General features: G+C 44.1%; 17 protein-coding genes. 2 read left to right on the top strand and 15 right to left on the bottom strand.

Features of this window, described 5'->3' with window-relative positions; genetic code table 11:
* Nucleotides 1-26: 26 nt before the first annotated feature.
* The 5 genes from D8872_RS06500 to D8872_RS06480 form a co-directional block, all read right to left on the bottom strand.
* Nucleotides 27-884, bottom strand: coding sequence for a VOC family protein (locus D8872_RS06500; RefSeq protein WP_125390360.1), 858 nt, complete (start codon nucleotides 882-884; stop codon nucleotides 27-29).
* Between the two features lie 229 nt (nucleotides 885-1,113).
* Complete coding sequence (locus D8872_RS06495; protein WP_048763305.1) at nucleotides 1,114-1,563, bottom strand: Rrf2 family transcriptional regulator; 450 nt, start codon at nucleotides 1,561-1,563, stop codon at nucleotides 1,114-1,116.
* A 56-nt stretch (nucleotides 1,564-1,619) separates the two neighbouring features.
* Complete coding sequence (locus D8872_RS06490) at nucleotides 1,620-2,468, bottom strand: metallophosphoesterase family protein (RefSeq protein ID WP_125390396.1); 849 nt, start codon at nucleotides 2,466-2,468, stop codon at nucleotides 1,620-1,622.
* A gap of 99 nt (nucleotides 2,469-2,567) precedes the next feature.
* Complete coding sequence (locus D8872_RS06485) at nucleotides 2,568-5,291, bottom strand: ABC transporter permease (protein ID WP_125390359.1); 2,724 nt, start codon at nucleotides 5,289-5,291, stop codon at nucleotides 2,568-2,570.
* A gap of 1 nt (nucleotide 5,292) precedes the next feature.
* On the bottom strand, nucleotides 5,293-5,994 hold the full coding sequence (locus D8872_RS06480) for an ABC transporter ATP-binding protein (protein ID WP_125390358.1): 702 nt from the start codon (nucleotides 5,992-5,994) through the stop codon (nucleotides 5,293-5,295).
* Between the two features lie 139 nt (nucleotides 5,995-6,133).
* Here D8872_RS06480 and D8872_RS06475 point away from each other — a divergent pair, with 139 nt between their 5' ends.
* On the top strand, nucleotides 6,134-6,697 hold the full coding sequence (locus D8872_RS06475; RefSeq protein WP_045501055.1) for a TetR/AcrR family transcriptional regulator: 564 nt from the start codon (nucleotides 6,134-6,136) through the stop codon (nucleotides 6,695-6,697).
* Nucleotides 6,698-6,828: 131 nt separating this feature from the next.
* Here the strand turns inward: D8872_RS06475 and D8872_RS06470 are convergent, their stop codons facing one another.
* Nucleotides 6,829-7,758 (bottom strand): peptidase U32 family protein, encoded by a 930-nt coding sequence (locus tag D8872_RS06470; protein ID WP_125390357.1) that lies wholly within the window; start codon nucleotides 7,756-7,758, stop codon nucleotides 6,829-6,831.
* Between the two features lie 129 nt (nucleotides 7,759-7,887).
* Between D8872_RS06470 and D8872_RS06465 the strand changes: the two genes are divergently transcribed.
* The gene (locus tag D8872_RS06465; RefSeq protein WP_125390356.1) at nucleotides 7,888-8,175 is read left to right on the top strand and encodes a DUF3270 family protein; all 288 of its coding nucleotides are present in this window, start codon (nucleotides 7,888-7,890) and stop codon (nucleotides 8,173-8,175) included.
* 51 nt (nucleotides 8,176-8,226) lie between these two features.
* Here the strand turns inward: D8872_RS06465 and D8872_RS06460 are convergent, their stop codons facing one another.
* The 9 genes from D8872_RS06460 to D8872_RS06420 form a co-directional block, all read right to left on the bottom strand.
* Nucleotides 8,227-9,069, bottom strand: coding sequence for a C39 family peptidase (locus D8872_RS06460; protein WP_125390355.1), 843 nt, complete (start codon nucleotides 9,067-9,069; stop codon nucleotides 8,227-8,229).
* Between the two features lie 83 nt (nucleotides 9,070-9,152).
* On the bottom strand, nucleotides 9,153-9,596 hold the full coding sequence (locus tag D8872_RS06455; RefSeq protein WP_061423198.1) for a YtxH domain-containing protein: 444 nt from the start codon (nucleotides 9,594-9,596) through the stop codon (nucleotides 9,153-9,155).
* Nucleotides 9,597-9,611: 15 nt separating this feature from the next.
* Nucleotides 9,612-10,007, bottom strand: a complete 396-nt coding sequence (locus tag D8872_RS06450; protein WP_015605212.1) for a DUF948 domain-containing protein — start codon at nucleotides 10,005-10,007, stop codon at nucleotides 9,612-9,614.
* Nucleotides 10,008-10,019: 12 nt separating this feature from the next.
* A complete protein-coding gene (gene lgt / locus D8872_RS06445; RefSeq protein WP_061910101.1) occupies nucleotides 10,020-10,799 on the bottom strand; it encodes a prolipoprotein diacylglyceryl transferase in 780 nt (259 codons plus the stop codon).
* A complete protein-coding gene (hprK, locus tag D8872_RS06440; RefSeq protein ID WP_015605214.1) occupies nucleotides 10,792-11,727 on the bottom strand; it encodes an HPr(Ser) kinase/phosphatase in 936 nt (311 codons plus the stop codon). Before hprK ends, lgt begins: the two co-directional genes overlap by 8 nt.
* 143 nt (nucleotides 11,728-11,870) lie before the next feature.
* Nucleotides 11,871-12,362 carry an NUDIX hydrolase gene (locus tag D8872_RS06435; protein WP_125390354.1) on the bottom strand — a complete coding sequence of 164 codons (492 nt, stop codon included), beginning with the start codon at nucleotides 12,360-12,362 and terminating at the stop codon, nucleotides 11,871-11,873.
* A 140-nt stretch (nucleotides 12,363-12,502) separates the two neighbouring features.
* A complete protein-coding gene (locus D8872_RS06430) occupies nucleotides 12,503-12,775 on the bottom strand; it encodes a PspC domain-containing protein (RefSeq protein ID WP_015605217.1) in 273 nt (90 codons plus the stop codon).
* A 102-nt stretch (nucleotides 12,776-12,877) separates the two neighbouring features.
* The gene (locus D8872_RS06425; RefSeq protein ID WP_125390353.1) at nucleotides 12,878-13,327 is read right to left on the bottom strand and encodes a SprT family protein; all 450 of its coding nucleotides are present in this window, start codon (nucleotides 13,325-13,327) and stop codon (nucleotides 12,878-12,880) included.
* Nucleotides 13,314-15,446, bottom strand: coding sequence for a Tex family protein (locus tag D8872_RS06420; protein ID WP_125390352.1), 2,133 nt, complete (start codon nucleotides 15,444-15,446; stop codon nucleotides 13,314-13,316). The genes D8872_RS06425 and D8872_RS06420 overlap by 14 nt, the downstream gene beginning before the upstream one ends.
* Nucleotides 15,447-15,477: the final 31 nt, after the last annotated feature.

Below are 15,477 nucleotides of genomic sequence, written 5' to 3'. Positions count from 1 at the left end.
TTCTTTTAACTTCTTGATATGCCTTATTATACCACTCTTATCTTAACTTTTGCCACAATCCCATCTGGGTCTGTGACTTCCAGCTCTTGGGAGCTAATCCATCGGACTGGCGCCTGCAAATCCAGAGCATTTTCATAAATAGCTACTAGGTCTTCTTTTCCTTCTACTTGCGCCTCAAAATAGGCCAGTCCCATTTGCTTGGGTTGGCGATGATTCAAGTGAGAACTTCCCCATTCATTAACGGCTAAATGATGATGATAGTTTCCGGATGCCAACCAGCTAGCAGAAGGTACAGAAAATTTATCCTCCAAGTCTAGAAGTTTTTGGTAAAAATGACTGGCTGCTCTGCTATTTTTCACAGACAGGTGGACATGGCCCATACGAGTACCTTCAGCAATACTAAACGGCTGGACTTCCTGACCTAGTTCATAGATTTCTTGAGCCGCGAGCGCTTCCGTCACTCCGATAATGCGGCCATCTTCTCGGATATCCCAATCAGCCTGAGGCTTGTCCCGATAAAGTTCAATGCCGTTGCCTTCTGGGTCCTCCAGATAAATGGCTTCACTATAACCGTGATCCGCTCCTCCAACCATAGGAACTTTATTTTCTGATAAATGCTTCAGGATATCCGCCAAAGCTTGACGACTTGGAAGAAAAAGTGCCAGATGATAAAGACCGTAAGCCGACTTGACTGTCTGACGGTCACCGGTCGCTAAGAACCTAACCAGCACTTGTCCATCCCGACCCAAAGCCACCTGTCCGTCCTGCTCTTCCAAAAGCTTCAGTCCTAAAACACGCTGATAAAAGTCCTTTTGTCTTGCTAAATCAGCCACATAAAGTGCCACCTCTCCCAGATAAATCTTGCTTTGATATTCAAAAGTCATGTTCTTTCTCCTCTCTTAAATTTAAAATTTCAGCAGAGCTCCTGCCCAATCTTTTTTTATTTTCCCAAAACAGAAATACGTTTCTTAATGCAGCCTTCCACATCTCTATTTGCTCCGAAGAATTATTCAGATTGTAATTGTTTTTGTTACATCTATTAGTATAGCACATCTTAATGTAATGTCAATAATTACATCTCAGAAAATTCTTAAAAAAAAAACAATCTGCTCACTAGGAAACAGATTGTTCTTTAATTTCTTTTTCGGTTGCTGCAACAACCTCGTCGAGGCTGGTCTGAGCTAATTCAGCTTCCATGGCTGCCTGAATAGCAGCCAAACGGTCATCTAAGACATTGTGAATGTTCTTGCCGATAGGACAGTCTGGATTGGGCTTGTCATGAAAGCTAAAAAGCTGGCCGCTCTTGCCCAGACATTCAACTGCGCTATAGACGTCCAACAGGCTAATGTCTTTCAAATCTTTGGCAATCTCTGCTCCTCCAGTCCCACGAGCAACGGTAATCATCCCGGCATTCTTGAGCTGGGACAGGGTCTTGCGAATAATAACTGGATTAACTCCGACACTGCCAGCAAGGATATCACTCGTCAGTTTTCGTTTTTTTCCCTCCAAAGCCAGAACAATCAGCATATGAGTGGCAATGGTGAAACGGCTAGAAATCTGCATCTCTTCTCCTCCCTCATCATTTTCTCTCACTATTATATCCCAAAAAGGGTGTAACTTCAAGAGTTACGACTAGACTTTAAGAAAGCTGCAATCTCATCTGCATAGCCTTCCCGCTCACTGATTTCCCGCAGCAGGTCGTGGTTATGGGTATGGTGGATACCATTGACCAAACTCTCCCGATAAATCTCATAGTAAGGCAAGTGGAGCTCCCGCGCCAATCGTAGCTCCTGCTCCACATCGTAAGCCACACGACGCATATCAATATTTTTCAGACCAGTCTCATCTATCTCTAAAATGGCATACTGGGCTCGCAAGTCCTGACGCAAAGTCGAATCTAGAAAGAATGGCTGGCCAATAGAGCCGGGATTGATAATCAGCTGACCCTTAGTCCCATAACGGAGAAACTGTTGGTGAATGTGGCCATAAACAGCGACAGCGCAGTCATTCCCCTCAAAAAGGCGGTCGAAATTGCTCTGCTCGCCAATATGAATCAGCTCCCGCCCCCAATTCTTATCTGGCAGATGGTGGCTGACCGCAATCTTCAATCCCTCTACTTCTGTCAAGACCTGCAGAGGAAGTTCTTGCATGCGGTCAATCTCTTCAGGACGGATTTCCTCTAGGACAAAATGGCAGAGCCGGGTCAGGTAGAGATGGCTGGGACGATCCAAATCCAGCTTTTGGTGCAGGGCATGCCAGAGACTGTCTTCCCAATTTCCTCTGACCTGAAGGCTGATGGACAGCTGCTCCATCCTATCTAAGATATTTCTGCGACCGGTTCCTGGCAGGAGCAAGTCTCCCAAAAACCAATAGTCTGTCACCTGCTGGCTTTCCGCATCCGCCAGTACTGCTTCCAAAGCTGTGCTATTCCCATGCACATCGGATAATAAGGCAATTTTTCGTGTCATCATGTGTCTTTCTCTTTCTTTACAAGGAATATTATATCAAAGTTCAAAAAAACTTCCACCCATCAAGTGAGTGAAAGTTTTGAAATGTTTTTTTAAAAATTAATCAACAGACTTGAGCGCTTCCAGCATATCCACCCTTCTGAGGCGGTAGTTGACAAAGAAGCCAAGCAAGGTCAAGATAAGAGTCACTGCTGTTAGAGGAAACAGATAGACTGAGGGACTTACTTGAGGGGTTAAGCTGATAATGCTAGGCGCAACTTTCTCAATCAAAAAACGATGCAGGAGGAAACCGCCTAGAAGCCCAACTGCCATCCCAATTACTGACAGAATAATAGTCTCTCGATAGATATAGAGGGTTACTTCTTTATTATGGAAGCCCAGAACCTTGATGGTAGACAGCTCGCGAATCCGCTCGGCCACATTGATATTGGTCAGGTTGTAGAGAATGACGACTGCTAAAAGAATGGAAATCAGGACTAAAACCAGCATCGTATTATTAAGAGAATCAGCTAGAACGTTGAACTGCTTCACCATGCTAGCATTTTGCGAAACACTCTTGACAGACTTGAGGCTCATAAATTCATTGGCTTTGTCCACAATATTTTTGCTGGAAGAATCCTTGAGTCGCACTAGGTAAGCATTTTTCTCGGGCTTTTTTCCGTAAATCTTCTGGTAGTCAGTTGCCTTCATAAAGGCAAAATGTCCAAAATGATTCTCATTGACTGCTGCGAGCTTGACAGGCTTGCCACCCAGCTCTATACTGCCACCGGGGCTAACTCCAGCTATGCGGGCCAATTTATCCGAGACGACCACACCGTCATTCAGAGTCAGCTTCTGCTGCTTGTCAGGACTTTCCAGCGAAATAAAAGGTTCAAAATTTTCCTTGTCCGTAACCATCAAAGTGACTGACTCTGTTTCATTTTTCCCTTTGTATTTCTCTGTTAGGGTTTCACTGTGTATTTCCTGATAGGCAGCAATCGAGCCATCTGCCAGCAGCTTTTTCAGCTTGTCTTGCTCAGCTTGATTTTCTCCAGGATTGGCAGCGACAATCAAGTCGTATCGCAGAATCTCCTCAAACTGACGTTTGGGAATACCACCAATAGAAGACTGAAGTCCTAGGCCGGCAAAGAGCAGGGCAACCGAACCCGCCACACCAAAGATAGTCATAAACATCCGCTGCTTATAGCGAAAGATATTGCGAGCTGTGACCTTCTGAGTAAAGCTAAGACGTCGCCAGATAAAGGGCAGTCTTTCCAAGAAAATCTTGGAGCCCTTGACCGGTGGCTTGGGCAAAAGTAAGTGAGCTGCTTCCTCTATCAGCTCCCTTCTTGCCACCAAATAGGCAGGGAGAACGCTGGAAAGAAGGGAAAGCTCAAGGGCCAGTAAACTATAGGAAATATAAAAATATGCATGAGGGGCAGAGAGCACCATCCCTCTGGTAATAATAGAAGAAATCACTCCAGACAAGAAATAATGTCCCAGTAGAATCCCTACGAGGGTACCTAGACTCCCCGCCACCAAACCGTAAAGGGCAAACTTGCGAATGATATCTCGGCTATGATAGCCTAGAGCCTTGAAGACGCCTGCATTTGTTCGCTCCTCATCGACAAAGCGAGTCATGGTGGTAAAGGTCACTATAGCTGCCACCAAATAGAGCACCACTGGGAAAATATTACCAATCAACGCAATACTATTCATGGAGTTTTTATACATATGATAGCCATTCCCACCCGGTAGGGACTTGCGGTCATAGCTATGATAGGCCGGCTCTTTCAAACGACTCAGGTTTGCCTGAGCGTCAGCTAGCTTGTCCTTACTAGCTGATAAGTCTTTCTCTGCCTGTGCCAGCTCAGATTTTTTCTGATTTAGCTGGGTCTCAGCTTCCTGAATCTGCTGCTGGCTCTGGCTGAGCTGTGCAGGAGGGAGGATAGAAGCAGCTTGAGCTGCCGCTAGCTGGCTTTTTTGCTGGTCCAGCTGATTCTGAGCTTGCTCTAATTGATTTTTACCTTGGGTCAGCTCGCTCTCAGCCTGAGCAATCTTATCTTGGCCCTTCTGAATGGTGCTTTTGGCATCTGCCTCTAATCGCTTAAAGCGAGCCACTCCGTTATCTTCCAGGCTCTTGTCCAAAGCAGTCTGGTGCTGCTCCAAACGCTCCTGATAGCTTTCAGAGAAGGGAGCCAGCTTTTCTAAATCATGATAGCGCAGGCGGGCAATACTGTAAACATCTGCATCAAAGGCCTTAGGGCTGACTACAGCATAGGCAGATAAAGCCCCGCTGCCACTAGTCGCATTGCCCAGATTTCTATCAGACCAAAGCTCTGCTGAGTTGACAAATCCCACGACCTTATAGGTCTTGTTTTTTAAAACTGACCGGCTGCCGGCTTTTTCGGTCAGATCAATCTCCTGGCCAATTTTATATTTCTTAGACCAAAAGCTAGCCAGGGCAATTTCTTGCTCATTCTGAGGAAGACGACCAGAGGTCACTTGAAAGTTTGAAATATCCTTGGTATCTGAGAATACTCGGAGAGCCTCCTCGTCTACGGTAACATCTGTCAGATAGCCAAACTCGACATCAGCCTCCTTGATAGCTTCCAGCTCTTTCTGATCAGCCTTATCCAAACCATAGTCCGCCATAACAGCCAAGTCCATGGTTCGTTGCTCTTTCAAATAATCTGTTGCTGTTCTGCGCATATTGGGTGGAGCGACCTTAAGCCCTACGAGAGCTAAAGAGCCCAGCATCATGAGGATTAAAATAGATAGGAAACGTCCTTTAGAGCTAGTGAAGGAGCGCAGAATATCTTTCCAATAAATCTTTCTCTTCATATCAATACTCCAATGTACTTATATCCTGAGGCTCTTCATTGATTGTAACACTCTTGACCCTCGCGTCGTGCATACGGATAACCCGGTCAGCAATGGGAGCCAAGGCAGCATTGTGGGTTACGATAATCACCGTCGCCCCTAGATTGCGTGACATGTCCTGTAAAATTTGCAGCACTTGCTTACCAGTATTGTAGTCCAAAGCTCCTGTCGGCTCATCGCAGAGCAAAATCTTGGGCTTCTTAGCCACAGCCCGAGCGATAGACACCCGCTGCTGCTCCCCTCCTGATAGCTGGGCTGGAAAATTATTGAGGCGATTTTCCAGACCAACCGCGCTCAAAGCAGCCACTGGATCTTGGGCATCCTTGACAATCTCAGAAGCCAACTCCACATTTTCCTTGGCCGTCAGGTTGGGTACCAGATTGTAAAACTGAAAAACAAAGCCCACGTCATTACGACGATACTCGGTCAGTTGATGAGCATCATAGGCCGCGATATTCTGTCCATCGATCAAGACTTCTCCCTCATCATTGGTATCCATACCACCGAGAATATTGAGAACCGTTGACTTACCGGCACCAGAAGCCCCTAGGATAATGACCAGCTCCCCCTTTTCAATGTCAAAAGAAATATCATTGTTAGCGACAATTTCTGTGTCACCTACCTGATAACGTTTAAAGCTATGTTTCATTTCAATATAAACCATATCGCTTCTCTCCTTTTCAAACCCCATCTCCTTAAATAGACAAGGTGTTGATTCTAAATCACAGATATTATATAATGAGCTTAGACAAAAAGCAATAATCAAAAATCAACAAAGTGTTGATTTAAAAAAAGGAAGAAAAATGGTCCAGAAACGAAAAACTAGTACTAAGGAAGACATCAAAGAAGCCTTGATTCAGCTACTATCAGAGGAAAGGTTTGATAATATCTCCATCAGCAAACTCTGCAAACGGGCAGGGATTAATCGCGGCACCTTCTACCTCCACTACCAAGATAAATATCAGATGGTTGAAAGTCTAAAAAGCGACATCATTTCCCAACTTTATAGTTATAGTCTTTTTGAAGAAGAAGGCGAATATTCCAAACGGTTCATGATAGCCAAATTTCATATACTGCGTGCTAATGAACGTCTGATCAATGCCCTGACCAGAAGCCATTATATTGACTTTCGCGGGGCTATTCGAGAGTTTATAACCAGTATCATTCTGAGCGATAAGCAAAAAGCTGCTACCCAGCGTTTTTTAGAGGAGAACTTTCATATCCCTCAGAAATACGCCTTGGAAATCTTCCTATCCAGTGTTGAGGGGATTATTTCTCTTTGGATAGCCGGCGGAGCTCAGGAGAAGCCCGAAGAAATTACTCAAATGATCCTAGCTACCTACAATTATGATTATTGGAAATCATGACCAGCACTCCATTTTTATAGATGAAAACTCAAAAAGGCGCAGAGCAATCTGTGCCTTTTCTTAAAACGTTTCTGGTGAGCAAATAGTTTTTTTGGTGATGCCCACTTAGATAAAGGCAACAAAATCCTGTCCTATTTCACCATGTCTGGATCGTAATCATAAAATCCTGTATCAAGGAAACGATTCTTCGGATGCAGTTTGTGAATCAACTCATCTAACAAGAAAGCTTGATCATGGCTAAATTCACCTTTTTCAATCAAGTCCCTTGCCTGAACAAAGAGCTTAGCAATCTCAACAAAATTCTGACCATGAGTGTAGAGCCCTTCCAACTTCCAATGCGTAAAGCCGTGGTCAACCAATTCTGTCAACTTGGTCATCAAGTCTAAGTCATTATTGGCAAAAATGTGAGTCCCATGCTTGTCCTCAAAGATCGAATAATGGCTCTGAGGATCGCTCGGTTCCGCAAGAAAGAGATCCCTCTCTCTTGATTTCGCATCATCAATGTGTGTAAAGTTATAATAATTTTGCAAAAGCGGACGTTTAGAGTGGTGGATAACGCTCGCACCATAAACTAGGACTTCTGCTGGAATTTCAAGGATTTCCGGCATTTTAAAGAGTTCTGCCGATGGAATTTCCCGCGCCAAAACAGCTTCTGACACCCCAGCATTCTTGCCCCAAAAATTAATTTGGCGGCTGCTAGTAACCATGGTTGAAGCATCATAAATCGTTTTCAACTTATAACCATCCCGCTGCAAGACGTAGAATACACCTGCATCCCCAACAGTGATATAGTCCACTTCAATCTCCTGAAGAAAATCCAAATAAGGCTTGATCTGGTCCATCATGTCCTGATGCATCAAAGCATTGACGGCAACGGTCATTTCTTTTCCTGCCTGATGAACTATTTGTGAGATACGATTTAATTCGTCATAAGTGAAGTTATGTGGTAAACGAAGACCGTAGCTTTCCTCACCGACATAAATACGATCTACTCCTGCTTCCAATAAGGCTTGAACTTGTTCTATACTTTCAGCTGTTGCTGTAATAATTATCTTTTTCATATCATTATTATACCAAAAAAATAGGAATTATGATTTCTTAATTCGATTTTATTCGTTTTGTAACTATCTTGTAATATATCTAATCATAGAAACATGATAGAATGATAAGGTACTACTAGGAGAGAGACAATGGCTGTAAGAGATTTTAAACAGTTTGAATCAGCGCCACTGCATGATTCGACAGAACAAACTAAGGAAATATCCTATCAAGAATACCTGCCCCAAGCAGAATCAGCATCACAATTACGTGAGCTATTTTTCTTTATAAATATCGCTTTATTCTGTATTTTGACAGTCTTTTTTAGCTTTATTTTTTTGTCTGCAAAAATGAGCACCTTTCTATCTTTCACACTTGCTATTGTCCTAAGTCTTATGATTATTCAAGGATATCGCACTGTTCGAAGAAAGAAACATTGATTATCTACGAATTAAATCAAACGAGATCGAAAGATCTCGTTTTTCTTTTCTTTACCAAGCGTAATTTGGTTCCTGACAAGCACACATAGCTGCCAATAATTCTTCTGGAGTTACCTTTTTCAGCCCTCCATAGACTGGATCCTGAACGGTATAGGATGGATCAATGTAATAAACTGCAAGGACATCACTGCCGTCTGCTGATAATTCATAGCCCGTCCCCACAACATTGTGTTCACCCTTGTGGCCTGGGTAGATGGAGGCATTATCAATCGTATAGTAGAGCGGATAGTCATCATCAATATTCTTGCGCAGGCGCTCCTTAAAAAGACGCATATCTTCAGAATTCGGGGCGCTACTAGTCACTGTAGCAAGATGGTAGCCCGCTTGGCCTGCCGGCACTTCCGCATAACCAAATAAATATTGATTTAAGACACGGATTGCATTGACATTATGGGTGCCGAAGGTCTCATCTGTGCCCATCGCTCGTGCCAATTCTTCCTGACTAGCCTGGACACCCCTATAAGCCAAAATCATACTGACAGAGGTCGGTGCACAGGTATTCCAAGCTCGCTGGATCTGCATAGGAACTTCCAGGCGTTTTCGGATTGGAGAAGGCGCTTCTTTGCTAGAAGGCTGCGTCCCCTCCTCTCTGATCTTTTCAGTTGTCTGACTGGAGCTTTCTGACTCCGCAGAAGCAGAACTCTGACTAGGGCTGGATTTATTTGCACTAGATTGACTACTGCTAGCTGTTTTCGAGCGAGCTTGACTCGTGCTCGAAGCCTTAGAAAAAGAGTCAGAGCTTCTAGACTGAGGGGACTCTGAAGCTTTCTGCCGAGAACAAGCTAGTAAGCAGCAGCCTAAACCAAGCAAGGCAAGTACTTTTAGATTTTTCATACCAACACCCCCTTTTATTTATATGATAACGCTTTCTAGGTCGAAAATCAAGATAGGCTAGCAAATGCTAGCCTAATTTCTTTTTATTTTTCAAGTTCTTCTGTTTCTAAATCAATGATGATTTCTTCTGAAGGGGCTTTTTCTCCTTCTTCCACCACGATATCAGAAATTTCTTCTTCAAGAATTTCCTCTTCTTTTTCAAACTTTTCTTTGATTTCTTGGAATTTATCCTGCGAATAGTCTACTACTGACTTTGTCGTATCCTTGACAGACTCCAATACTGTTTCTGCTGTAATTTCGCCATTTTCAACCTTTTCCTTGGTTTGGTTGATGGCTTTGACAGCCTGATCTGAAAAGTCCTTTACTGATTGGACAACTGCTTCGTGAGTCTTATCTGGATCTTCACGATAGTCGACAACAAAGTCTTGAACTTTTTCAGTAATTTCTTTGCCTTTTTTACTGGTTAGAAAGTACGCTGCAGCTGCACCAGACACAGCACCTAATAAAAGTGATGAAATTTTTCCCATAATAAACCTACTTTCTTATTTTTTAAATAATTTGCCAACAAAACGAAGGGCCGTTAGACCTGCTGTTGTTTTCGCTGTCGTGCTTCCTGCTGCGACTGCTTTTTTTCCTAAAACACGCGCCTGATCGTTTAAATCAGAGACTGATTCGGATAGGTCTGCCACCGCATTGAAAAGTGGATCAATCGTTGCTACTTTGTGGTTGATATCATCTGTCAAGACATTGACTTTGGCAATCAAATCATTGGTTTGATGCAGGGTGACATTGACATCAGAAGTTAAAACTTTGATCGTATTTTCTGTCTCATCCAGCATTTTTGCAGCCTTATCACCGAGAGTTTTGACGGTGATGGTCATGTAGATTAGAAAAACAATCAAAGCGACAGCAACTAAAGTATAAGCAATTTCAAGCATAATATTCTCCTCTCATTCTTGATAATAGGGGGCTTGTTTTTTTCTTTGGTAAATCATAATGCCGATACCTAGTAAAATCAGAGCTGCAGACAGCCACTGAGATACACGCACACCCAAGAACATGAGACTGTCGGTCCGCATACCCTCGATAATCATCCGGCCAAAACCGTACCAAATCAAGTAAAAGGCTGCCAATTCCCCCTGACGGAAGAATTTAGGGCGGCGTCGTAAAATCAGCAATAGGGCAAAGCCAAGTAAATTCCAAAGGGATTCGTATAAGAAGGTTGGCTGGCGATAAGCACCATCTATGTACATATTGTTACGGATGAAGGACGGCAGATAATTAAGATTTTTGACCACTGCTCCATAGGCTTCTTGGTTAAAGAAATTGCCCCAACGGCCAATGCTTTGAGCAATCAAGACGCTAGGCGCTGCAATATCCAAGAAATCAACAGGATTGATCAGCCTTCTCTGTGAAAAGAAATAGAGGACAAGGGCACCGGTGATCAAACCACCGTAAATGGCTAAACCACCATTCCAAATCTGAAAAATCTCAATCAGAGAGTGCTTGCCATAATAAGACCATTCAAAAATCACATAGTAGAGCCGCGCTCCAAGGATGGCCAAGGGAAAGGCAATCAGAATGAAATCAAGAATATCATCTGGAATCATCTTTTTGCGTGGCGCTTCCTTCATAGCCAAGTAAACGGCTAAAATCAAGCCAGTGACAATGCAAATCGCATACCAACGAATACTAAAGGGACCGACTGAAAAAGCTACTGGATCAAGCATCTTTCACCTCATTCTGGCTAATCAGATTAGTCAGTCGTTCTTCAAAAATCTTGGTGGCATCAAAGCCCATTTCCTTAGCCCGATAGTTCATAGCTGCGGCTTCGATTACCACAGAGATGTTGCGTCCTGTCTTAACTGGGATGCGGATCCGAGGAATTCTGACACCGGAAACTTCCAGTTCTTCTGCATTATTGCCCAGACGGTCAAAAGTCTTATTGGTATCATAATTTTCCAGATAGACGGCAATCTGTACCTGTGAAGAATCCTTAACCGCACTAGCTCCGTAAAGGCTCATCACATCAATAATGCCGACACCGCGAATTTCCAAGAGATGACGAAGAATCTCAGCAGGCTCTCCCCAGAGGGTCATTTCATCCTTGGCAAAGATATCGACACGGTCATCCGCCACTAAACGATGGCCACGCTTGACTAACTCAAGGCCTGTTTCACTTTTACCAATACCGCTGTCCCCTTGAATCAGCACTCCCATCCCGTAGATGTCCATCAATACGCCATGAACACTGGTTCTGACCGCCAAACGTGAATCAAGGAAACTAGAAATTTCCCCTGATAGACGGCTGGTTGATGTGCGGCTGGTGAGAATCGCGATTTGCTTTTCTTCAGCTGCTCGCCGCATTTCTTCAGGAATCTCCAAATTGCGCGCCACAATGACAACTGGCGTTTCTGGCTGAAACATTTTCAGAAGGACTTGATGACGGTTGTGGGACGTCATCTTCATCAGATAAGACCACTCCTTCATCCCAATCAGCTGAATCCGTTCTGGCGTATAGTAGTCAAAATAACCGGTCATTTCAAGGCCCGGCCGCGAAATATCCGATGTCGAAATCTCCTTTTCTAAGAGGTCATCACTGCCGTAAACGATGCGTAAACGGACTTTTTCAATCAAATCTTTGACCTTTACAGACATTCCCTGCTCCCTTCAAATTTATCTTTCTCTATTATAGCAAATTTTTACCCTAAAAGAGTTTTTAAGATTGGAAATTAAGCAGGATTTTTCCCTAGATGCTTGTAAAAATATCTGCCAGCCATCAAAAAGGCCAGTCAAAATAACTAGCCAATCCATTTTTTAAGAACTCTTTTTTGATTTTGAAAGCAAGGACGGCTCTCGATAAAGGCTGGTATTTCACTTAGAGGTAGCCAGAGATGAGCATCGGTTTCGCCTACCTGATAGCGAACTTGATTCTTGTCACTAGACACCACCGCTTCATAGAAATCAAAGTGGCACTGGTCTTCGACAGAGCACACCTGCTCCAACAGTCTGATACTGTCGGGAACCAGGCCGGTTTCTTCTTCCAATTCCCGTAGGGCGGCTGTCTGGCTATCCTCTCCAGCCAATACACTGCCTCCCGCTCCAAACTCATAGTAGCCAGGATAGAGACTTTTATTTGCTGACCGCCGCATAAAGAGAATATCGCCATCCTGATGGCGAACCAAGACATTGACACAGAGATGAAACTGCCCTTCAGGAATGTTTTCTCCTCGAACTAGGAGATGCGGGAGCTGATTTCGATTCAAGTCATAGGCATTCCAAACCTCTGTCATATTTCCTCCTTGGATAAGTCATTCATCTTTCGGCAATAGCTTCCAGATTCAGTCAGCTACGCTTCCCTAGATTCTCTCTTTTCGTTTCCTCTACATCCAGCAAAAATTCGGGAACACTCCCGAATTTTATATTTGTTATTTTACCAAAACCAACCGTCATTGTCATTGATTGGCTCAGCATCTTTCATTTTACGAGGCCCAGTCCCATACATTTCCGCTTCCACATCTTCCTTGTAAGGCATCACGACAGCCAACAAAATATAAATCAAAATGCCCAAACCAAAATTGAAAACTGTAAAGATGATGAATAAAAAGCGTAACAAGCCAAGATCAAAGTTAAATTTATCAGCCAGTCCCGACAAAACCCCTGAAATCACTCGGTTTCTTCTTAATTTATAAAACTTAGTTTTCATGATGATGACCTCAACTCTCATTCTTTCCTTTATTTTATCATAGTGGTCGAACAAAAAAATCAGCCCGAAGGCTGATTCTGCATCTATCCGTTTTTAGTTCGCTTAGCCTCTGTTCGTTTTCTCTTGTAGGAAGGACAGTTTTCCTCTACAGCGACCGCAACGGTATTTTTGAAGATTGACTCTGCGTCTGCGACGGATAAATGCTCCGCAGCTCAGGCATCCATAAATGAGAAAGGTTTGCGAGTTGGACAAGGATGGAGCATAACGCAAGCCGTCAACTTGCTTGAGCAGGTCTTTAAAGTCTCTATCTCCATGGCGGTAACCCTTGCCCTGATAATAGAGGTGATAGTGGACGAGCTCATGACGAACAATTTTTCGGAAGGTCTCCAGCCCAAAAATTTCATAGATTTTTGGGTTGAAATCCAGATGGCCATCTTTAGGAAAGAAGCGTCCGCCAGTCGTGCGGAGACGCTTGTTCCAATAAGCTTGGTGGCGAAATTCCCAGCCAAAATCTTCTAGCGACACCTGCTTGACGTAGTTAGTTAGATTCATTTGGCGCTATCAGAGAGAGGTTAACCTTCTCCCGTTCCACATCCAATTTATCCACCCAGACAGTGACCAAATCACCGACTGATAAGACTTGACTAGGGTGTTTAATGAAGTTTTTACTGATTTTAGAAATATGGATAAGGCCATCTTCGTGGATGCCGATATCTACAAAGGCTCCGAAATCGACGACATTGCGGACAACGCCCTCCAGTTTTTGACCGATACGCAGATCTTTGATATCCAAGACATCCTGCCGCAGAACTGGTGCGTCAAAGGAATCACGCAAGTCCCGACCAGGCTTGAGCAAATCAGCAATAATATCTTTGAGGGTTTCTTCTCCCAAGCTCAGCTCTGCAGCCAAACTAGCAACCTGAACAGCCTTTAATTTGGCTTGGGCTGTTTCATCCAAACTGCTGATTTCCAGACGCTTAAAGAGCTCTTCTACAGCCTTATAGGACTCTGGGTGAACACCTGTATTGTCTAGCAGGTTATCACTTTCGGGAATACGCAGGAAGCCTGCTGCCTGTTCAAAAGCCTTTGCACCCAGACGTGGCACTTTCTTGATGGCCTCGCGAGACCGGATCAAGCCTTCCGTTTCCCGATACTTGACGATATTTTCCGAAATCGTTTTATTAAGACCAGCTACATGGGCCAGCAGGGCAGGACTGGCGGTGTTGATATTGACCCCAACTTGGTTGACCACAGTATCCACAACAAAGTCCAGACTTTCCGACAGTTTTTTCTGGCTGACATCATGCTGGTACTGACCAACCCCGATGGACTTAGGATCAATCTTGACCAGCTCTGCCAATGGATCTTGCAGACGGCGAGCGATGGAAATAGCTGAGCGCTTTTCAACAGTCAAATCTGGAAATTCATGACGAGCTAGTTCACTAGCTGAGTAGACAGATGCTCCGCTCTCATTGACGATGACATAGCTGACATTTGGATGAGATTTCAAGACTTCAGCTACAAAGGCTTCGCTTTCTCGGCTAGCAGTGCCGTTTCCGATGGCAATGATTTCCACGCCAAACCGCTCAATCAGCTCTGATAACTCCTTCTTAGAAGCTTCAATCTGAGCTGGTTTTGCTGGTGGCACGGGATAGATAACATGAGTCGTCAGCATCTTACCTGTTGGATCCACAACGGCTAGCTTGGCTCCTGTCCTGAAGGCTGGGTCAAAGCCCAGTACTACGCGACCTTTGAGAGGGGCAATTAGGAGGAGATGACGGAGGTTCTCTGAGAAGAGCTGAATCGCTCCATCCTCAGCAGCTTCAGTCAGCTCGGTCCGAATACGGCGCTCCATAGCTGGAACGATTTTCTTTTTAACTGCTTGCTGGATAGCTTCGATAATATAGGCATTTTTCACCTTGAAACGCACTTCAAAGAAGCGCAGGATTTTCTCAAGATTGTGCTCAAAGCCAACCTTGAGAACACCTAGCTTCTCACCACGATTAAGAGCAAGGGTCCGGTAGCCTTGCATAGTCGCTACTTTTTCAGAAAAATCATAATAAATCTGGAAGACCTGCTTTTCATCCAAGTCGCCGTCTTTGAGACTGGATACGATAGAAGAATTGGTCTGTATCTCGTGGTAGGTCCAAGCCCGCAGCTTAGTATCTTCGGAAATTGCTTCAGTCAGAATATCCACTGCTCCAGCTAGAGCAGCTTCTGCTGTTGGAAAGGCTTCACTAGTCAGTTTCTCAGCTTCTTCCTTCAGATTAGCCGCATCCTGTAAGATTAAGCGGGCCAAAGGAAAGAGACCTGCTTCACGCGCAATGGTAGCCTTGGTACGGCGCTTCTCCTTGTAGGGCAGATACAATTCTTCCACATCAGCCAGCTTTTCAGCAGCTTCAATCTCAGAGCGCAGCGCATCCGTAAGTTTGCCCTGCTCCTCAATCTTGGCTAAAACCGTTGCTTTACGCTCTGCCAAGGCAGTCATGCTCTTATCTAAGTCAATGATCGCCTTAATCTCGACCTCATCCAGATTTCCTGTCATTTCCTTACGATAACGAGCAATAAAAGGAATGGTATTCCCTTCAGCGGTCAGTTCTAAGACCTGTGATACTTGTTTTTCTTTAAGGCCCAATTTCTGGGCAATTTTTTCAATATTTAAATTTTCCATAACGCTTCTATTATATCATAATATGAAGCTG

The organism is Streptococcus cristatus, assembly GCF_003943815.1.
Lineage (GTDB): Bacteria > Bacillota > Bacilli > Lactobacillales > Streptococcaceae > Streptococcus > Streptococcus cristatus_F.
The sequence above is the reverse complement of the archived record's forward strand: the minus strand, read 5'-3'. Positions and strand labels throughout refer to the sequence as shown.